Raw genomic sequence first — 20643 nt, forward strand, 5'->3', positions numbered from 1 at the left:
TTCCCCTATGTTACGATTAAAGATAGTAGTTTTGTAACGAGAGGGGTCGGATTCCTTGAGTCATTTTGTATTAATTGATGGAAACAGCGTTGCCAACCGGGCGTTTTATGCGCTTCCTTTGCTGTCTACTTCAGCGGGATTGCATACCAATGCCGTGCTGGGTTTTACTACCATGCTGCTAAAAGTGCTGGAGGAAATGAAGCCTACGCATATCATGGTTGCGTTTGATGCGGGGAAAGTCGTATTTCGCCATACCGAGTATGCCGAGTACAAAGGAGGGCGCAGCAAAACCCCACCTGAGCTTTCTGAACAGTTTCCGCTGATTCGGGAGCTTTTGGACGCATGCACAATTAAACGTTTTGAGCTGGAAGGCTATGAGGCAGACGATATTATCGGGACCCTGACGAAAAAAGCGGACGAGCATGAATGGAAAACGACCGTAATCACAGGAGACAAGGATATGCTCCAACTCGTTTCCGACCACGTTTCGGTAGCTTTGACGCGCAAGGGAGTCAGCGAGATCGAGCTGTATACGCCACAAGAAATTAACGATAAATATGGCTTGAAGCCGCTGCAAATTATTGATTTAAAAGGTCTGATGGGGGATTCCTCAGACAATATTCCAGGCGTGCCAGGTGTCGGTGAGAAAACAGCGCTGAAGCTGTTGCATGAATATGGCTCCGTAGAACAGGTTTTGGAAAACATCGACCGTATCTCCGGTAAAAAGCTGCAGGAGAATTTGCGCGAGAATGTAGACAAGGCAAATATGAGCAAGGCACTCGCAACGATTTTGCGGGAAGCGCCAGTTGAGCTGGACGTCCAGGAGACCGGCTATGACGGTTACGATGGCTTGCAGCTTGGCGAGTTCTTTAAAAAGATGGAATTCAAATCGCTGCTGTCCAAAATCAAAGTGGCGCATAATGCTGATGGAGGCGGACAACTAGCGGAGGCTAAGCCGTTTTCATTTGAGGTCGTCTCAGCAGAAACAACCGAAAAATATGAGGCGAAGTTGACTGAACTGATGGCTGTTTATGTAGAAATGGATGGCGATAACTATCACCATGCTCCCATTCTTGGATTTGGACTGGCGGCTGAAGATACGACTTTGTACGTGCCGTGGGATGTAGCCAGCGAGTGGAAAGCGTTTGGTGCATGGCTCAAAGACCCTTCCAAGGAAAAATGGGCTTTTGATGGGAAACGCGACACAGTGGGACTGGCATGGCATGGGTTGGCTGTTGAGGGCATCAGCTTTGATGTTTACCTCGCTTCGTATTTGCTGAATGCGACAGAAAGCAACCCTACCTTAGACAGCATCGCAAGCCAGTATGCCCAAGTGAGAGTGCGCTCTGATGAAGAGGTATATGGCAAGGGAGCAAAGCGTCTCGTACCCGAAACGGATGTACTGAGTGAGCACGTAGCCCATAAAGCTGCTGCGATCTGGCAAAGTGTCCCTGTTCTACGTGAGCAACTGGCGGAAAACGAGATGGAGGCGTTGTTAAACGACCTTGAGGAGCCGCTCAGCATGGTCCTCGCTCTCATGGAAAAACAAGGCGTCAAGGTGAATCGAGACCGTCTGTTCCAGATGGGCGAGGAGCTGGATGTCAAGCTGGCCGATCTGACCAAGCAAATTTATGAGCTGGCGGGCGGTGAGCCGTTTAACATCAATTCACCTAAGCAATTGGGCGAGATTCTGTTCGACAGATTGGCATTGCCCGTTCTGAAAAAGACAAAGACAGGCCCGTCCACCAGTGCAGATGTATTGGAAAAGCTGGCTCCGTATCATCCTATTATTGATTCGATTCTCACTTTCCGTCAGTTGGGCAAGCTGCGGTCGACCTACATTGAAGGCTTGACGAAGGAGATCCACAGCCAGTCGAGCAAGGTGCATACGATCTATAATCAAGGGACGACGGCAACGGGCCGATTGTCGAGTACGGATCCCAACCTGCAAAATATCCCGATCCGGATGGAAGAAGGAAGAAAAATTCGCGAGGCGTTCATCCCATCAGAGGACGGATGGTATATGCTGGCGGCCGACTACTCCCAGATCGAGCTACGCATTTTGGCGCATATCTCGCGTGACGAAAATTTGATCGATGCCTTCCGCAAGGGCATGGATATCCATACACGAACAGCCATGGATGTGTTTGGTGTTAGCGACGAGGATGTTACCTCATTGATGCGCCGCCAGGCCAAAGCTGTTAACTTTGGGATCGTTTATGGAATCAGTGACTACGGGTTGTCCCAGAACCTGAATATCACACGCAAGGAAGCTGGCGATTTCATCGAGCGATATTTTGACGTTTTCGCGGGGGTTAAGCGTTGGATGGAAGAGATCGTGCAGCAGGCGAAGCAGGACGGTTACGTCACGACCTTGCTCCACCGCCGCCGCTATCTCCCTGACATCAGCAGCAGCAATTTCAACCTGCGCTCCTTTGCTGAGCGCACAGCGATGAATACGCCTATTCAGGGGACGGCAGCGGACGTAATCAAGCTGGCTATGTTACGCATGCAGGAGGCGCTGGTTGAACAAGGGCTGGCAAGCCGCATGCTTTTGCAGGTACACGATGAATTGGTGTTCGAGGTGCCGGAGCCGGAGCTTGCAATCATGCAAAAGCTGGTGCCAGAGATCATGGAAAGCGCCCTTGCGCTGGATGTACCACTCAAGGTGGATGTCAATTACGGACGTAGCTGGTACGATGCGAAATAAGCCTGCCTAGTAAAAGAGAGATTCAGACAGCGAGAGGAGGAGGCATATGCCAGAATTACCTGAGGTGGAAACCGTCGTTCGAACATTGCGTGGACTGGTGCTGGGGAAAACGATCGAGAGTGTCAGTGTCTTTTTGCCACGAATTATTCGCATGCCGGATGATGTCGAGGCGTTTAAGGCACAGCTTCTTGGACAAACGATTCAGGACATCACGCGGCGTGCCAAGTTCATTCAGTTTTTTCTAGATCAGGATGTGCTCATCTCCCATTTGCGAATGGAAGGACGGTACGGCTTGTACCAGCACGATGAGCCTGTTGAAAAGCATACCCATGTCATCTTTCACTTTACAGACAAGACGGAGCTTCGCTATCGCGATGTCAGACAGTTTGGCACGATGGATCTGTTCCCGCGTGGAATGGAGACGAGCACCGGACCGCTGGCCAAGCTTGGGGTTGAGCCGCTCGAAGAAAGCTTTACTGCCGATGTTTTGCGTGCCTTATTGAAAGGGCGCCCAACAAAAATTAAACCACTTCTCTTGAACCAGGAATGTATTGTGGGACTGGGGAATATTTATGTGGACGAGTCTCTCTTTAAAGCAGGGATTCACCCCGAGCGTCCAGCGGGGAAACTGACCGGAAAACAAATCGTTCGTTTGCATGAAAGCATTGTCGCCACACTGTCTGAAGCGGTGGAACAAGGCGGCAGCTCCATCAAGTCTTACGTCAACGGACAAGGTGAGATGGGAATGTTCCAGCAATCGCTCATGGTGTACGGACGAAAAGAAGAGCCCTGTGTTACTTGTGGGACGCAAATCGTCCGGTTTGTGGTAGGGGGCAGAGGAACACACATTTGCCCACGGTGCCAGAAGAAGTAAGCAATTTCTATCAGGAGAGGAGGATGTGCATGATATTAGGATTAACGGGCGGGATCGCCACCGGAAAAAGCACAGTGACTGCGATGCTGCGGGAGCGTGGTATTCCTGTCATCGACGCAGACCAACTTGCCCGCGAGGTGGTAGAGCCGGGAAAACCCGCATACGAAGCGATTCTACGTCATTTTGGCCGCGATATTTTGCTGGATAATGGACAGATCGACCGAAAAAAACTGGGCGAAATCGTGTTTTCAGACGAGTCGGAGCGCCAAAAGCTGAATACCATCGTCCACCCTGAGGTGCGTCGCGTCATGCGCCAAGAAGCGGAAGCCGCAGAAGCAAATGGGGCTGAGATTGTTTTTATGGACATCCCACTCCTGTATGAGAGCAAGCTGCAATACTTGGTGGAAAAGATCGTTGTAGTCTACGCACCTAGCGACATGCAGCTGGCGCGGATGATGGAACGAGACGAATTGGACGAAGAACAGGCGCATAAACGGTTACGGGCACAGTTTCCGATTGATCAGAAGAAGCTTGAAGCCGATTTCCTCATTAATAATTCTCACACACGGGAAGAGACAGAGCGTCAAGTGGAAGAATTGCTGTCCGTGATCCGGTCGGAGCTGAGATCATGAAATCAGGCCAGCGGGCAGCATTGATTTTGCTTATCTTGATGAGCGTTTTTCTGCTGCTCAATACGCCTCTTGTATGGAAGTGGATGTACCCGATCAAATTCCAGAAAGAAATTGTGACGGCATCCCAAAAATTTCAGGTGGACCCCTACCTGATCTTGGCAGTGATTCGTTCTGAGAGTGGATTTAAGACGGATCGCGTCTCGAAAAAGGGAGCGGTAGGCTTAATGCAAATCATGCCAGATACGGCCGAGTGGATTGTCAACCAGGCTGGTTTACACCCGGAAAACGATCAATATTTGTACGACCCCGTCATGAATATTGATATTGGAACATGGTATCTGAATTTCTTGCTTACACGGTACGAAGGTGATTTGATTAAGGTGATTGCCGCCTACAATGCAGGGCCCGGAAAAGTTAACGGCTGGCTGACAACGGAGCAGTGGAGCGGACAACGGGAGACCATTGAGGATATCCCTTTTGGAGAGACGCGGCTGTACGTCCAGCGCGTGCTCTATTATCATGACCGTTACAAAAATATCTATGACTTTCAATTGCACTAAAAGCCGTTTCTCTACATCCTAGAGAGCGGCTTTTGTCCCATTTTGGACATCCTAGAGGAAAACACAATGAGTAAAATAGCAGGGGGAAATCGTCCAAATATTTATTTTTCAGTAAAACACATTGATAATTGTGTCATACTTATTATAATGAAGATAACAGATAAGCGTAACTTAATTGCGAAAGGGGTTTCTATATGACAATCAAAATTGGTATTAATGGTTTCGGCCGTATTGGACGCATGGTATTCCGCCGCGCTGTTCAGGACCCCAATATTGAAATCGTTGCAATCAATGCCAGCTATCCAGCGGAGACGCTTGCCCATTTGTTGAAGTATGACACCATTCACGGACGCCTGCAGAATAAAGTGGAAGTACAAGACAACAAAATCATCGTTGATGGCAAAGCGACCGTTGTTCTTTCTGACCGTGACCCGCTCAAGCTTCCGTGGGGAGAGTTGGGAGTGGAAATCGTCGTTGAAGCAACTGGCAAATTCAAAGATCGTGAAGGGGCTGGCAAGCACTTGCAAAGCGGTGCGAAAAAGGTTGTCATTACAGCGCCTGCTAAGGAAGAAGACGCGACGATTGTTATGGGTGTAAACGACAGCATTTATGAGCATGCTAACCATCACATCGTTTCCAATGCTTCCTGCACAACCAACTGCCTCGCTCCAGTAGCAAAAGTGCTGAACGATCAATTCGGTATCGAGCAAGGTCTGATGACCACGATTCACTCGCTGACTAACGACCAAGTCAATATCGACAATCCACATAAAGACCTGCGTCGTGCACGTGCTGCCGGCGAGTCTATCATTCCAACTACGACGGGTGCGGCTCGTGCGGTTGGCAAGGTGTTGCCAGAGCTGAACGGCAAGCTGAATGGCTTCTCCCTGCGTGTTCCTACTCCAAACGTATCGGTAGTGGACCTGGTGGTTAACACCAAGAAGCCAGTTACTGTGGATGAAGTGAATCGCGTACTGCGCGAAGCAAGCGAAGGCAGCATGAAGGGCTATCTGGAATTCTGTGACGAGCCGCTCGTATCCAGCGACTTTATCGGAAATGAAAACTCTTCTATCATCGACGGTTTGTCTACGATGGTAATGGGTACGAACCAAGTAAAAGTAATTGCTTGGTACGACAACGAGTGGGGCTATTCTTGCCGCGTGGTAGATTTGGTGCGTCACGTATCCGAGATGCACAATCAGTCTGCACAAAAAGAAGCAGCGGCCGCTGGTGTAATCTAATTCCTCTTAAATACAACGAACAACCCCCTTTGCCACACAGCACAAAGGGGGTATTTTTTAGATTGCATTATGAGGGTGAAGATTCAGACAAGCCGCCGAGGCTAAACAATTCATCATCTTCAAAGCCGACAATAAACAGTTTGAGATTTACTTTTAGATTCAAGTCAAAGGGAGCATGGACATCGTTGCCGCGACCATCTTTCAAGATGCGCACGGTTGGACGATGAGAGTAGTCAGGATCGACCTTTGAAATGACACCGATCTCGCCTGTGTTTAGCACGATGCTGCTGCCGATCGGGAAGACGGCAATATGCTTAATAAAGGCGTTTACCAGATGATGCTCGAACAGATGACCGCCTGAACCAAGCAAGAATTCCAGTGCATCTTGGGGCATGTACCGCTTTCGCCATGGACGAGGAGAAGTCAGTGAATCATAAATGTCGCAAATCCCGACGATCTGCGCGTATTCATGAATTTGCTTGCCCATCAGACCCTGAGGATAGCCGCTTCCATTTAACCGCTCGTGGTGCTGCAAACAGACGTGGGCGGACAATAGGGAAATGTCGTGTTGTTTGCGTAAGAGATTAAAGCCAAGCATCGTATGTTGTTTTGCCAATTCTCGTTCTTCCTCTGACCAACGCTCTTTCTTTTGCACCAATTCCTCGGGCAGGCTGACTTTACCAATATCATGCAGCATGGCACCAATACCGAGCTGCATCAGTTGTGTCCGGTTGTAGCCGAGAGACATGCCTACAGCTGTTGCCAGTACCGCTACATTGACGCTGTGATGATACAAGGACGGCGAGTGAGTGGAGATTGTAGTCAAGTGCCCCACCATCTGCTTGTTGAGCATCAGGTCGTCTAGGATGGAGCTGAAAGCGCGTTGAAAGTGAAGGCCCATTTCTTTTAACGATATTTTTCGAGCCAATTTGTTTGAGTTGGTAATCTGTTTGATCGTCTTTTCGATAGCTTCAACAGCGATCTGTCTGGTTTGTGGACGAATGACCTCTTCTACCACGATATCTTCAGTGCGGGGATCGTCAATGTAGACGGAATCAATACCGGAACGTTCCAAGCCACCAATCAGGCGCTCAGTGAGGAGCATCCCGACCCCGAGCAATACTTTCCCATCTTCTGTGAAAACAGTACGTCCCAGTTTCATCCCTGGCTGGACGTGTCTTAAAGATACTAAACGCATTACAAATCCCTCCAACAGTACCCATATTGTACTCCATTCGACTTATGCTTGAAATAGGTACAAGGATTGACTTGACTTCTGCAGGGAAATTGAGGGACACTGTAGACAAGTATCGTAGGTATTGGAGTTGATTCTGATATGCGTTGTCCATTCTGCGAGTATAACGGGACTAGAGTCCTAGATTCACGTCCCTTCAATAATAATAAATCCATTCGTCGTCGCCGCGAATGTGAAAAATGCGAACGTCGGTTCACTACATTTGAGATGGTCGAGGAAACGCCGCTTTTGATCGTGAAAAAAGATGGCACCCGCGAGGAATTCAGTCGGGATAAAATCTTGCGCGGATTGGTTCGGGCATGCGAGAAGCGGCCTGTACCTCTGGAAGTGCTGGAGCATGTAGTGAACGATATCGAAAAAGAGCTGCGCAGCTGTGGTCAAGCCGAGATCCCGAGCAATGATGTTGGGGAGAAGGTCATGGAGCGTTTGTACCATGTAGACGAAGTGGCTTACGTTCGTTTTGCATCTGTTTATCGTCAATTCAAAGATATTAATGTATTCATGAAAGAGCTGGAGGAGCTACTCGCTCAAGCTCGAAACAGCCATTCCTTATTTCCACCAAAGGAGTAGGGGGTAGTTTCCCCCCTATCCACTATTTGGTAACCCACGCTCTCGCGACGCATTTCGCAAGAGCTTCTTTGGCTTTCCAACTGATTTCAAAGCACTTGCAGACGGCTTCTGCTATAATAGGAGAATCGAGATTTGTCAGGAAGGGAAGAGCCGATGCGTCGTTTAGTTTGGAACGAATTGTTGCCGAAGGATCGTTATCTGGTGCGGATGGCGAGGCCGATCAGCTTCGCCGAAACGGGCTTTGTCACCCAGTTGTATTTGCCGATCATCGGTGTCGAATCGTACTCCCTCTATCAACTGCTCGTCCACGGAGTACAAGAAAAAAGCGGTGCCGCCACGGAAGGCACACACCGCAGTCTTATGCTTACTACATCGTTGTCGCTGGATAAGCTTTTGGATGCGCGTGAACGATTGGAGGCGATCGGGCTGGTAGAGGTGCGGCGGCGAGAAAATCAGCAGCGCGACTATTACTATGAGTATCTGGTAAAGCCACCTCTCACTCCCGCTGAATTTTTTGCTGATTACGTCCTATCGTTGATGCTTTTAAACAAGATCGAAAATATTCGCTTTCAGCAGCTTAGACAGCAGTACGCTGACGTTCTTGGAAGCGGTCTCGATCAGGAATATTCGATCGTAGAAAATGTAACCAAGGATTTTCATGAAGTGTTCCAATCCTTGAAGCCCTCTGAATTGGAAGTAAAAAAAGGCTCGGAAAGAGAACTGTTTTTAACCGAAATGGAGACGAGCTTCCCGCAGGCTGCCTTGAAGTCAAATTACGAAGCACAGGTGAACCATCCACTCAGTGTTTCGTCCCTGCGTCTTTATTTGCCAGACAATGCAGATTCGTCCAAGGTTTTGGATGGGAAAAGCATGGAGCTTTTGTATCAGCTCTGCCATTTTTATCAGCTGGACAGTTGGGGAATGGGCCAAGAACTGCGTGACTGGACCTTGTACAAATCAGACCGAAGCCTGGATGGGGAAGTGCTGCGCAAGCGATTAGTGCAGCGCTACACAGAGGACAAGCTGTATCGCAATAATTTAGTCCCTACATCGGGAGAGGATGAGTGGGGACCCGGCAGATTGCCAGAGCCAGGCAGTGAAGCATTCGTACGTGCCTGCCGCCTGCTGTCTCCGCTTGCCCTCCTGGAACGGGTGGTAGGCGGCAGAGTGAGCAAGGTCTTTCTGGAGCGAGCCGAAACGCTCGTTTTTGCAGATGGGCTGCAGGCCGAAGTAGTGAATGCCTTGATCCTGCATACGCTTGCCAGCATGCAGATGGAACTGCCAAAAGCGTACATGGAAACGATTCGCGATAGCTGGAAGGCAAAGCGGATCGCCACCGTGGATGAAGCCGTGAAGCAAATCCTGGAACGGGCCGATCAGCGAGCGCAGACACAGGAAAAGGCAAAAGGGAGCAAGAAGGAATCATCTCCTGTACGCCGCAATGGCAGGGCTATTTTGCAGGACAAACTGCCGGCTTCGGTGGAATGGCAAAGAGAGCAGGAGAAGAACGGAGAACCGTCCGCAAAAGGAAAGCTCATCTCTGATGATCCAGAGCTGAGCAAAATGCTGGAGTCATTACGGAAGAAGCAGAAAGGAGGGTGAGTGCTAGATGGAATCCATTGGTCAATTTATGCAAGAGCTGACAAAGCGAACACCTCGTCAATTACTGTCGCCTGATGAGCAGTTGGACAAAATGTTCCGCTCCAGCAAATATTTGCAGGCTTTTCAACAGGAGCATCCGGGATTGACCCGCGATGATTACTTGCGCTCGCTCTCCAATGTGTATACCGCAGTTAAGGAGCAGTATTGGTGTGAGAATTGTCCGGGCCTGACTGATTGCCCCAATCTGGTAAAAGGACATCGGACGCAACTAAGTCAGGTAAATGATACGATCGTGAGCGCGATTGCCCCTTGTAAAAAGCAGATTTCCCATGAAGAGGATCGGAAGCGCAAACGCTTGATGCGCAGCTATTACGCTTCCGAGGAAACGATGGCGGCAAGCTTCGACAAGCTGGAGCATGACGCGGGTAACCGGGCAGCGGTAGCGGCAGCCATCCAGTTCTGTAACCAGGTAGAGGCAGGCCAGCGAGTCAAGGGATTGTATCTCCACGGTTCCTTTGGCGTTGGGAAAAGCTATTTGATGGGGGCGATCGCACGCCAGCTTTCCGAGAGTCATATTGCCTCTTTATTGGTATACGTTCCTGATTTTATCCGGGAAATGAAGGACTCGATTTCTGATCAATCGTACGTCGGAAAGCTGGACCTGTTGAAAGAAGTGCCAGTGCTGATATTAGACGATATCGGCGCGGAAAACTTGACGCCGTGGGTGCGGGATGAGATTTTAGGCGTGATTTTAAACCAGCGCGCTAACAATCACTTGCCGACGCTGTTTACCTCCAACTATTCGCTGGAAGAGCTGGAAGAGCATCTGTCTATTTCAAACGGCAACCGGATTGAGCGGACAAAGGCCGCTCGGATTATGGAGCGTATCCGCCATTTTGTCGAAGTGCATGAGATTTTACGCAAGAATCAGCGTGTAGAGAGCCCGTGATAAAAACTGTGTGAACTGCCAGTATGTAAGTGCCAGCACTTCCCGCGTCCGGTGATAGGGACCAAATAGGACTTTAGACTCTACGCCAACCGGCGAAGCCGTCATTCCTAGTGATTCAGCCATGACTACTGCGCGAGCCAGATGGTAGTCGTGGCTGATGATTAGCGCATCGTGTAAATCGTGTTCTTTCATGACCTGCTGGCTAAACAGCAGGTTTTCGTATGTATTGGTAGCAAACGATTCTAGCAGGATCTGCTCAGATGGAACGCCATGCGAGGTAAGATAGTCTCTCATGACGGCAGCCTCCGTCACTTTTTTTCCTTCTCCTAATCCTCCTGATACCAACAAATAAGGGACATACCCCTCCTGATAGAGTGACAGCGCCTGATCAAGACGCTCGCGAAGGCCTGGGCTTGGTCCTTCTCCCCAGACAGCAGCTCCCAAAACGATTCCTACATCAGCGTGCCTCGGAACTGCCTTTTGTATCGTTTGATCAATCTGATACCACCAATAGCCTGACCAGGTGACACCCGCGACGATTACGAGAGTAAGGCAAATAAATACTCTTCGCAGCAAACGTTTTTTCGTTGTTTTATATGCATGGTTCACGTTCGTCTTCTCCCTTGGTTCGCACATTTTGATCGTGTTTGATAGTGCTCCCTCAACTATATAGACGAATGAATACCCGCGTAGTTACGGGGTTTGACACATAGCTGACATAAAAAACTAGTAAATTAATTCCCTGAGTAGCCGATATAGTAAGGGTGGAATGGTTTCGAAAAACAGCAAATTACATACTTGCGAGGGAGGCTAGCAATGTTCTGGAAAAAGACGATGCTCTTGTTTCTGGCCGTCCTGCTATTGGTAGGGACCGGAAACGCAGGAATAGGATTGGCTGCAGATGAAATCAGCCGCCTAGTTCTATCCAAAAATGACGTGACACTTGAGAATGGTGATTCCGTACTTTTGACCGCCACAGCTATTTATCTGAGCGGAAAAACGGAAGACGTTGGAGTCAAGACAACTTGGACCAGTCAAAACCCGGAGATTGCATCCGTGTATGCTGGACAAATTACGGCGAAAAATGTGGGGACAACTGTTGTGACGGCGGAATACATGGGCAAGCCCGTCATTGTAAGTGTCACTGTTACGAAAAAAGTGAAGGCACTGACCTTGGACAAACAGAACTTGAACGTCCGGATCGGAGAAGCGAAAGACGTAAAGTTGACAGCTATCTTCAGCGAAGGTGACCCAGAAGAGGTAACGACCAAAGCAGATTGGACGATTGACAATACGGCTGTCGCTGCTGTTATTAACGGTAAAATTACTGGATTAAGCTCAGGAACAGCCAATGTAACAGCCAAGTTTGGAAGCAAGACGACGAGTATTCCGATTAGCGTCGAGATTGCGCACAGACTGGAACCTAGTAAAAATCAGGTGTCTTTGCTTTTGGGCAATGAACAATTGAAAAGTGAAACCATCAAACTCCATGCCATTTTCCCGGATGGCGGTGAAGACGAGAATGTAGCAGAGAAGGCTCAATGGTCTTCAGACAACCCTGATGTAGCCGATGCAATTAAAGGGAAGATCACCGCGTACGGAGCAGGTACAGCAACGATTACTGCTAAATATGGTACGAAAACGGCTACGATTCAAGTCGATGTAGATACTACGCAAAAGCTCGAAATCAACCCACAAAACATGTTCCTGCATGTAGGCAAGGAGCAAGCGGTTGAGTTGAAAGCTTCCTATGCGAATGGTGGAACACCAACAGTAGTAAATGACAAGGCACAATGGTCTTCAGATCGCGAAGATGTTGCTTATTACAGCAACGGCAAAATTTTTGCTGTATCTTCTGGGGAAGCCGTCATCACCGCCAAGTACGGCAATAAATCGGTTCAAGTGCGTGTAGATGTAGAGGTGCCACGCGCTCTAGATATTGTTCCAGCTTACTTGACGATGAAAAGCAAAGAAACAAAGACGATTGGCGAAGCCAACGGCGTGACTGTGAAAGCGACTTTCGCGAACGGCACGACTGAGACCATCACGGACAAGCTCGAGTGGTCCTCGGACAATGCGGACATCGTTTTTGCTGGAGGCAACAAGATTTCCGCATACAAGGCGGGTTCTGCTACCTTGACTGCCAAATATGGCGGAAAAACAGCGACACTCATCGTTGATGTAGATGTTCCGCAAAGTCTGACAGCCGATGTAACCAAAGTGGCGATTCAAGTAGGCGATGTGAAGCAAATAACGGTAACGGCTAGTTATCCAGATCCAAATACACCTAGTGAGAACGTCACGCAAAAAGTAGTTTGGACTTCTAGTGCTCCTGCTATTGCAAGTGTACGCCAAGGCTTGATCACAGGTGTTTCAACTGGTGCGGCAACCGTAACGGCGACATATGGCACACGCACGATTTCCATCCCGGTATCGGTTGGAGTATTGCAGACCTTGACAGTCGATAAGAAAAAGATCGTTATGAGCAAGGACGAGACCGAAAAGATAAAATTGACGGCTACCTATGCGGATGCAAAAACAAAAGAGGTAAGTGCTGAAGCTGCTTGGACGACGGCTTCCGCTGCAGTGGCAGAAGTAAACCAAGGAACGATTACAGCTATTGGCTCAGGTAAAACGACCATTACCGCGACCTTTGACGGAAAAACTGCCACGATTACGGTGGAGGTAGATCAGGCACAAACCTTGACCGTTGATCCAAAAATGCTGATCTTAAATGTAGGGGAGTCGGCTGACATTAAAGTGACGGCAACAGACTCCGCAGGTAACGTAAGCAACGTAACCAAAGATGCGGAATGGACCTCCTCTGCACTCAAGGTTGCCGATGTAACGAATGGAACCGTGAAGGCACTAACCAGCGGTCGTGCGACTATTACAGCGAAATACGGTGGGAAAGCGATCACGATTCCCGTAGAAGTAGGCATTGTAACCAAACTGGAGGCAGACAGACGCTTTGTTTCCACCAAGTCTGGAAGCACGGTGAAAGTATTACTAACCGCGACCTTCTCTGATGGACGTACAATGGATGTTTCAGCTTTGGCAGATTGGAAAACGAGCAACTACAAGGTAGCGGACGTTGCTAAAGGACAGATCACAGGCCGTGCCTACGGGAAGTCGACTGTCACTGCGAAATACAACGACAAGAGCGTATCTATTCCGGTGGATGTAGATACATTGAAATACTTGAAAACAGATGTCGTGCAGATCGTGATGAGCAAAGGCGAAGTGAAGCAAGTGAGCGCGATTGCCACTTACCTGGACGGCTCCGAAGAAAATGTCACCAAGCCTGCTCTGTGGACCACCTCCCGCCTGCTTGTAGCAGACGTGAAGGACGGCGTGATCAAAGCGACAGGATCGGGTAAGGCGACGATCTACGTGGCCTACGGCGGCAAGAAAACGCCGATTGTGGTAACGGTGAGATAGGGAAGATAGAATAGCTTGTAAGAGTAAAAAGAGGGGAAGCCAACCGGTGTCAAAATCGGTTGGCTTTTTCAATAGATGCGGGCGTTTTTTGTATTTTTTCGCTTGCAGTGTAACAGGGCGTTATGCTATACTAAATTCACTGAGGCGGTAAACGCTGGAAGGAAAATATGGGGCATTAGCTCAGCTGGGAGTCCGAGCTGGTCGAATGTACTACCCAAAAATGAATACCAGCATTATAATCGTGGGGGCATAGCTCAGCTGGGAGAGTGCTTGACTGGCAGTCAAGAGGTCAGGGGTTCGATCCCCCTTGTCTCCACCATACTTAATCGTCAAAACGGCAGAGATGCCGTTTTTTTATTTATGTTTCCGTATTCGAAGGATGTGGAATGTCTAATATTGATGGTTCATAAGTGAGGTGTGGTAGGTTCGCTTAAGACTCTTTTGCACGTATTTCACATGATCATGTTGACCGTTGTTCATCATAAGCTTTTACGATGTGTTTAGAAGCAACCAGGCGCCAGGCCCGGACGAGGACGGAGCGAAATTCGTCCTTCCGAATGCGCTCCGTATTGACGATCATGTAATGCAGCCGTTGAAAATTCGGAGGGACGCTATAAATTTCCGGTTCAAATGCGGTTAACGCTTCACGCTCGTCTCTTGTCGTTTTGACGACAACGGATACCCCGTCCTTTTGAACTACGGCATAGATTTTCCCGTTGACCCGAAAGGACGGTTTGCCCCAATGTCCTACTTCTTCCGTTTTCGGCAGGGAGAGCGCGATTTGGCGCACGTAGTCAATCGTAATAGCCACGCCCTTCACCTCTTTGAAACGTTGCAATAAACCAACTGTTTCCGAATTCATCTTTGATACCACCGCTTCTTTCTCCATACGGCATGTCCGCCGGTTCATACAGAGAAACCGCTCCCGCCTCCAATGCTCGCCTGTAGCACTCATCCGTGTTACGAACAAAAACATGCAGTGAAGTTTCATTGGCCGGCCACGCCTCATTAGCATCCGATACTTCAATGATGCCATGTCCGATACGCACCTCGGCATGCGTAACCTTCCCCTTTTCATCCGTCGTGCGGTGAAGCACTTCCGTATCGAAAACGGCTTGCAAAAAATTCAACAATCGATCGGCGTGCTCCACACGCAGTATCGGAACAACTGAAGAATATCTTGCAGGGGTCCACTCGTTTCCCATCCTAATGTCCTCCTCGTGTTAAAGTGTGAAATGCATTCAGCGATAAGCTGCGGACTTGATTTATGCTTGTTCATCCATTAATTTTACAGCAAACATCACAGACCGTATTGTAAATAATTGACCCCATCCGTCATAAGTGAACATGATTGTAATGCCTCCCGGGAATCGTTTCATAATCAGTCGGGTTCAATCCGGAAAAAGCGCGAAAATCCTTAATAAAGTGAGACTGATCGTAATACCCGCAATCGAATGCGATATCTGACCAATCTATAATGTTTTGTCGTTCATTCATTTTCCTTAGCACCCCTTGAAATCGTCGGATGCGGCTGTAACGTTTTGGTGTATACCCGGTTTCCCTCTGGAATAGTTCGATAAATCGTCTGTGACTGATGCCGATTTGGCCAACAATGTAACGAACGTGATCCGTCTGTGCGTTTTTCTTACCTAAATGCTCAATCGCATACTGAACCGCCGGGTGGATATCAAGCGGCTTAACCGCCAATTGCAGCAATCGGTCGGTAAGCACATGAAACATTTGCTCGACAGTTGGCAATTCGAGCAGTTCCTCACGCAGTTTTCCGGCTAAATGCCCCCAAATCGCATCCATCGATTCCATGACATTATGTAATTGATCCAGTGGATAACCGAGAAACGGATATGCGCCGCCCGGTTTAAAATGGATTCCAATCACTCTCGTTTCAAGCGAATTGCAGATCACGAAATGTCTCGAATGAGGCCCGCAGACAAATACATTGTTGAGCCGCAATGTCTCGTTCGACGCAGTTGCCATGAGGACTTTATCCGCAGTTAAATCAATAATGAGATCAACGGAACCGTCCGGTAATGAAAGCTCATTTTGACATGCAGTATTTTGGCTTTCCATGTACCAAAAATAATCTACGAATGCCGATAATAGCCTTGGGGGTTTGCAGGTATGCATGATCATGCCGAAACATCTCCTGTTCGTAATAGCTTTTTAACAGTCTTCCAAATTTTATCAACAGTAAAATCTGGCATAGATCGTGCGAATCGAACATTCGTCTGTGATCTCCGATTTGTTGTCGGCCGAATGTTGCAGGTTGATTCGATATGGCAGCTTACTCCAGAACTTTTTCTTTTTTCCATTCTTCATGCAGTTTCCAGACTCTCTTCCATAAATTGTCCTGCTCCAGCTTGCTATAATTCACCAAATGTTCTTGAAACACATCTCCCAACACCTCTAGCCACTGTGATTTTGTGTGAAGTTCCGTTTTTTCTATATGGTCACCTTCCCTCCTGTTCCATATGCACCCCCTGAGTTCGTTGCTTCCCGTAGCAAGTCTCTGTCGGACAAGAAACAAATGAATCCAAGGCGACTCCAACGATCGGCTATAAAATTCATGTTTGGGCTTAAATTCTTCCAGGTCATGCACGATTTCAGGAGCGAAATCTACACCGATAAAGGAAGCGCGAGGATCGTGTTCAAGGCGCCAACCGTTATGAGCGACGCTGGAAGGCGCGACCTTGTATTGAAAAGGACCTTGCTCGTATACCCCCATTTGAAGCGGAAGCGGCTCGTAGGGCATATCGCCTAATCCTACATCGACGATCCATCGTTGTTCCTCTTGCTGATTGTTTGCCAGACTGACTGTTAGACCGAGGTGAAAGGAGTTTATCCGTGGCTCTTGTCCGAGTGGCTGAACGCCGGCTCTATGCCAGGAAACCTTGTAGCCAAGCGAACGAAGAAGTTCACTAAACGCACCATTCAAGTGAAAGCAATAGCCGCTTCTACCTGTAATCAGAAGATTTACCGATTCCTTTATATCGATTGATGCGGGTTTGCCGGCAACGATGTCGATGGTTTGCCAGGGAATGGATTGTACGTGCGCCTTATGAAGGTCGAATAGATAGGAAAGAGTGGGAGGTTGGATGTCTGTGATCCCCAGCCTTTTTACGTAAGCTTTTATTTCAGCGTTCGTCATCATCTTTTTCTTCACCTCTTTACCTTATTTGCAGCTGGAAGCAGTGACTCCAAAGCTTAAAATGCAATGTTCATGTTATGACCTCATTTTACGATTTATTTTCCCAAAAGGGGGAATGGAACTGTTTCACGGATAAATTCGTTCCGATGACGCCTGCGGAAAGATAGCAACGGCTGGGCGTTCGGCTAACCTGCTTATGTTGACTTAGGAATGGGAACATATCTTCCTTCATCCCCCTGGATCAGATAAAATTTTTTCTTGTCACAGGCTGATAAATGACGTTACGAAAAAAACGTTACCAAAAGGTCACTTTTAATATATGTGACTTTATGGTAACGTGTCAATCGTAAATAGGAAAAATTTTGGTATACGCATTTTGGGTGATTTATGGAGGTATATCCGTTGGAGAGCGATAACGATATTTTTAAAGCGTTGGCTGATCCAAGCCGCCGTACACTTCTAGACCTTCTGCACGCATCGGATGGCCGCACACTAAGCGATTTGTGCAATTATCTGCAGATGACACGCTTCGGCGTCATGAAGCATCTTCATATTCTGGAGGAAGCAGGATTGGTGACGAATCGGAAGGTTGGCAGAGAGAAACTTCATTACCTGAATCCCGTTTCGATTCGCCAAATTTACGAACGCTGGGTGAGCAAATTTGCCGAACCGTGGATTTCTGGACTAACGCTCTTAAAAACAGAAGTGGAGAGTGCAACTGCTATGGGACAAAATAAACCTCGTCATGTGAGCCGTATCGCGATCAAATCGACTCCTGAAGAGATTTGGAACGCCTTGACCGATCCGTCGATGACATCTAAGTATTGGTACAATGGTGCAATACGTGCGGAATGGAAAGCAGGCACCCCTTATGAAATATTGAATCCTCAAGGAGAGGTGCAGGTAAGTGGGGAGCTTCTGGTCGTAGAGCCGCCACACAGGCTCGTCATGACTTGGAAGTTACTCTCGCTTTCTGAGACGGCGGAAGAGCAACCTTCCCGTTTGACGTGGGAAATCGATCCACATGCCGAGTTGGCCGGTGTGACGCTAGTGACTGTGGTGCACGACGAATTCGAGAATGCACCGAATACATCGGATGTATTGGAAACGGGATTGCCAATCGTATTGTCCGGTATGAAAACATTGATTGAGACGGGATCGTCGCTAGTAGGCGATTCTGATTGGGGTGGGCAGTAAAACTATCCACTACGGGAGAGCGCTAAACTGGCAGTGTAGAGGTCAGCGGTTCGATCCCGCTATGCTCCACCATAAATAAGACGACGAAATCCCTTGCGGCGCAAGGGATTTTTTGTTTATTTGCAGCGAATCATCGATCTGCCACGAAACGCCGAATTTGTCTTTCAGCCAGCCGCACTGCTCAGCTTCGGGCGAGGCGGATAGATCTCCTCAGTAGTAGTCAATTTCCTCCTGTGTCTGACAATCGACCAACAGGGAAATCGCCTCGTTGAATTGGAACTTGTGTTCTTGCGGGCTGTCCATTGCCGCAAACCAGGTGTTCTCCAGCATGAAGTCAGTGAACATAACCGTCACCTCTTTGTCTGGCTCCATTCCAGGGTCATACCGGAAGATGGTACCAGGTTTGGCATTTCGGAAGACCGAAAGATAGAACTCGCGTGCTTCTTCCGCCTTGTCGAAGGGGTCCGTGTTGGAACAGGATGCCCAAGATCAATCTTCCAATGCGCGACATGCTTATCCGGATGCAATATCCAATACTAATCTTCATCGTAATGCCAGAACCTAGTATAACGGAAGAGTTTTCCTGCTTGTGGACATAGGCCAAAAATGATGCTCGTGGAAGGTTAAGAACGAGAAACACTCGTCGGCTTCAGCAACGCGACGTTCGGCGTCTTAAAGGAGATGTTTGAGCATCCTGCATCCCGTTTTTCTATGCTTGAAGTACCCATCCTTTTGCTTCGAGTTGTTCACGATACATCGACGCGTAGCGAGCATTGAGTGCCATCAAATCTTCATGCGTCCCACTCTCTCGAATCGTTCCGTTTTCAAGGAATAGAATTTGATCTGCATGTTGAATTGTATTTAATTTATGGGCGATGACGACAACCGTCTTACCATCCACTAATTCATCCACTGCTTCTTTAATGTCCATTTCATTATCAGGGTCTAATGATGCTGTCGCCTCATCGAGTAAAATAATCGGCGCATCTTTTAAAAATGCACGTGCAAGCGAAATCCTCTGCTTCTCTCCACCTGATAAAGTCGAACCTCCTTCTCCTACAACCGTGTCATATCCATGCTCTAATTTCATAATGAAATCATGACAATTCGCACGGCGACAAGCTTGCTCTACTTCTTCTCTCGTGGCATTTGGCTTACCGATAACAACGTTTTGATAAATCGTATCATTTAACACATACGCATTTTGGAACATAATACTCATCTGTTCCAACAGAGCATCTGGTGCAATCTCTTGAATATTTTGTCCACCGATGCGAATTGCCCCGCTGTCGATATCCCAAAAACGTGCTAACACATTCAAAATCGTACTTTTCCCCGAGCCTGATGCACCGATTAAAGCGGTCATCGTGTTGGGTTGCATCGTAAAGGACATATCGCGTAACACTGGTTGCCCTTTTTCATATGCAAATTGCACACGATCAAATTCGATTTCGTAATGCCCAAAGTTTGCTGTCTCTTGTGTATAATGCGCTGTATCCATTTGGTAGAGCGACACGATATGATCGATCGTCACCGACAATACTTTATACTCCGTATACAAGACACTGAACGGACGAAATAAAGTCGAAACACCTAACGAAATCATGACGAAGATGACCATCACATCCGTTTGAATCTCATCCGCTAACAACATATATGAACCTGCAATAAAAATAATCGGTACGATAAAATCAATGATAATAAAAAATAAAAAGTTAAGCGGCACTAACTTCACTTCAAGACGAATACTTTCATCTCGGTAACGTATGAATGACTCATTCAATCGCCCAAAAGCAGTTCCTGTTTGATTGTACGAACGGAAAATGCGAATCCCATCAATATATTCCATCACACGTGCCAATACATCACTCACGACAGTCTTTTTCTGTAGACCGCCTTTTTCACCTAATTTTCCAATCCATACGATGAGTGGCAACGTGAGCACTACTACTATCAATTGAATGAGCGCGAGTTTAGGCTCTACAAAAAAGGACACGATCAAAATGTAACTCGTAACAAATGTAACTTTGAGCATATCTCCAATCAAATGAGTAATGACACGCTCAACTTGTGTCATATCGACAGTACATGTATTAATGATCGTACCGATGCTTTCTTTTGAAAAATATCCGAGTGGCAATTTTTTCAAATGATTGGAAATGTTAAGACGAGCATCGCGAATTAACATGGATCCTCTCACTTGGAATAAGTATTGTGAAAAGCCCACTGCCAAAAGACGAATGACATAACCAATCCCAAGAATGAACATCGCTGTTTTCAATGTACCGGGGGTAAATTGTCCTTGAATCAAATGAAGTAAAACATAATATACACCACCATAAATGCTTGCTGTCCCAAACGTATCCAAAATGGTTAACACAATCGGCAAGTATAGGCGATTCAATTGTTGATTAAAGACGAGCTGTAGTTTTTGATACAAGTAAAT

17 protein-coding genes, 1 tRNA gene and 1 pseudogene are annotated in these 20643 nt (G+C 47.7%); 11 read left to right on the forward strand and 8 right to left on the reverse strand.

Annotation, left to right across the window (positions count from 1 at the left end):
• Positions 1-55 precede the first annotated feature (55 nt).
• The 5 genes from polA (at position 56) to ACIFQN_RS00795 (ending at position 6017) form a co-directional block, all read left to right on the forward strand.
• The gene (gene polA / locus ACIFQN_RS00775) at positions 56-2710 is read left to right on the forward strand and encodes a DNA polymerase I (protein ID WP_429831115.1); all 2655 of its coding nucleotides are present in this window, start codon (positions 56-58) and stop codon (positions 2708-2710) included.
• 46 nt (positions 2711-2756) lie between these two features.
• Entirely contained in the window at positions 2757-3584 is an 828-nt protein-coding gene (gene mutM / locus ACIFQN_RS00780) for a DNA-formamidopyrimidine glycosylase (RefSeq protein WP_429831116.1), read from the forward strand.
• Positions 3585-3607: 23 nt separating this feature from the next.
• Complete coding sequence (gene coaE / locus ACIFQN_RS00785) at positions 3608-4216, forward strand: dephospho-CoA kinase (RefSeq protein WP_429831117.1); 609 nt, start codon at positions 3608-3610, stop codon at positions 4214-4216.
• The gene (locus tag ACIFQN_RS00790; RefSeq protein ID WP_429831118.1) at positions 4213-4776 is read left to right on the forward strand and encodes a lytic transglycosylase domain-containing protein; all 564 of its coding nucleotides are present in this window, start codon (positions 4213-4215) and stop codon (positions 4774-4776) included. The genes coaE and ACIFQN_RS00790 overlap by 4 nt, the downstream gene beginning before the upstream one ends.
• A 194-nt stretch (positions 4777-4970) precedes the next feature.
• On the forward strand, positions 4971-6017 hold the full coding sequence (locus tag ACIFQN_RS00795; protein WP_429831119.1) for a glyceraldehyde-3-phosphate dehydrogenase: 1047 nt from the start codon (positions 4971-4973) through the stop codon (positions 6015-6017).
• Between the two features lie 67 nt (positions 6018-6084).
• Here the strand turns inward: ACIFQN_RS00795 and ACIFQN_RS00800 are convergent, their stop codons facing one another.
• On the reverse strand, positions 6085-7215 hold the full coding sequence (locus ACIFQN_RS00800) for an HD-GYP domain-containing protein (protein ID WP_429831120.1): 1131 nt from the start codon (positions 7213-7215) through the stop codon (positions 6085-6087).
• A gap of 138 nt (positions 7216-7353) precedes the next feature.
• Between ACIFQN_RS00800 and nrdR the strand changes: the two genes are divergently transcribed.
• The 3 genes from nrdR (at position 7354) to dnaI (ending at position 10393) form a co-directional block, all read left to right on the forward strand.
• Positions 7354-7842 (forward strand): transcriptional regulator NrdR, encoded by a 489-nt coding sequence (gene nrdR / locus ACIFQN_RS00805; protein WP_429831121.1) that lies wholly within the window; start codon positions 7354-7356, stop codon positions 7840-7842.
• A 153-nt stretch (positions 7843-7995) separates the two neighbouring features.
• Positions 7996-9444: a replication initiation and membrane attachment family protein gene (locus ACIFQN_RS00810; RefSeq protein WP_429831122.1), complete on the forward strand. Its 1449-nt coding sequence runs from the start codon at positions 7996-7998 to the stop codon at positions 9442-9444.
• Positions 9445-9451: 7 nt separating this feature from the next.
• Positions 9452-10393, forward strand: coding sequence for a primosomal protein DnaI (gene dnaI, locus ACIFQN_RS00815; protein WP_429831123.1), 942 nt, complete (start codon positions 9452-9454; stop codon positions 10391-10393).
• On the opposite strand, the gene ACIFQN_RS00820 is transcribed toward dnaI, so the two are convergent.
• Positions 10361-11002 (reverse strand): YdcF family protein, encoded by a 642-nt coding sequence (locus ACIFQN_RS00820; RefSeq protein ID WP_429831124.1) that lies wholly within the window; start codon positions 11000-11002, stop codon positions 10361-10363. The two genes, dnaI and ACIFQN_RS00820, sit on opposite strands and share 33 nt — an antisense overlap.
• Before the next feature lie 207 nt (positions 11003-11209).
• Between ACIFQN_RS00820 and ACIFQN_RS00825 the strand changes: the two genes are divergently transcribed.
• Positions 11210-13834, forward strand: a complete 2625-nt coding sequence (locus tag ACIFQN_RS00825) for an Ig-like domain-containing protein (RefSeq protein ID WP_429831125.1) — start codon at positions 11210-11212, stop codon at positions 13832-13834.
• Positions 13835-14077: 243 nt separating this feature from the next.
• Positions 14078-14153, forward strand: a tRNA-Ala gene (locus tag ACIFQN_RS00830).
• A gap of 141 nt (positions 14154-14294) precedes the next feature.
• Here ACIFQN_RS00830 and ACIFQN_RS00835 read toward each other — a convergent pair.
• The 4 genes from ACIFQN_RS00835 to ACIFQN_RS00850 all read right to left on the reverse strand — a co-directional run bounded on the left by ACIFQN_RS00835 (position 14295) and on the right by ACIFQN_RS00850 (position 17003).
• Positions 14295-14645, reverse strand: coding sequence for an MmcQ/YjbR family DNA-binding protein (locus tag ACIFQN_RS00835; protein ID WP_429831126.1), 351 nt, complete (start codon positions 14643-14645; stop codon positions 14295-14297).
• Positions 14629-15039, reverse strand: coding sequence for a VOC family protein (locus tag ACIFQN_RS00840; protein ID WP_429831127.1), 411 nt, complete (start codon positions 15037-15039; stop codon positions 14629-14631). Before ACIFQN_RS00840 ends, ACIFQN_RS00835 begins: the two co-directional genes overlap by 17 nt.
• A 130-nt stretch (positions 15040-15169) precedes the next feature.
• Positions 15170-15985, reverse strand: coding sequence for a DUF6597 domain-containing transcriptional factor (locus ACIFQN_RS00845; RefSeq protein ID WP_429831128.1), 816 nt, complete (start codon positions 15983-15985; stop codon positions 15170-15172).
• A 151-nt stretch (positions 15986-16136) separates the two neighbouring features.
• A complete protein-coding gene (locus tag ACIFQN_RS00850; protein WP_429831129.1) occupies positions 16137-17003 on the reverse strand; it encodes an arylamine N-acetyltransferase family protein in 867 nt (288 codons plus the stop codon).
• Between the two features lie 399 nt (positions 17004-17402).
• Between ACIFQN_RS00850 and ACIFQN_RS00855 the strand changes: the two genes are divergently transcribed.
• Positions 17403-18197: an ArsR/SmtB family transcription factor gene (locus ACIFQN_RS00855; protein ID WP_429831130.1), complete on the forward strand. Its 795-nt coding sequence runs from the start codon at positions 17403-17405 to the stop codon at positions 18195-18197.
• Between the two features lie 135 nt (positions 18198-18332).
• Here the strand turns inward: ACIFQN_RS00855 and ACIFQN_RS00860 are convergent.
• A pseudogene (locus ACIFQN_RS00860) lies at positions 18333-18650 on the reverse strand (VOC family protein); the annotation flags it as partial.
• Positions 18651-18906: 256 nt separating this feature from the next.
• Entirely contained in the window at positions 18907-20637 is a 1731-nt protein-coding gene (locus ACIFQN_RS00865; protein WP_429831131.1) for an ABC transporter ATP-binding protein, read from the reverse strand.
• Positions 20638-20643 lie beyond the last annotated feature (6 nt).

It is taken from the genome of Brevibacillus sp. NRS-1366, assembly GCF_050467985.1.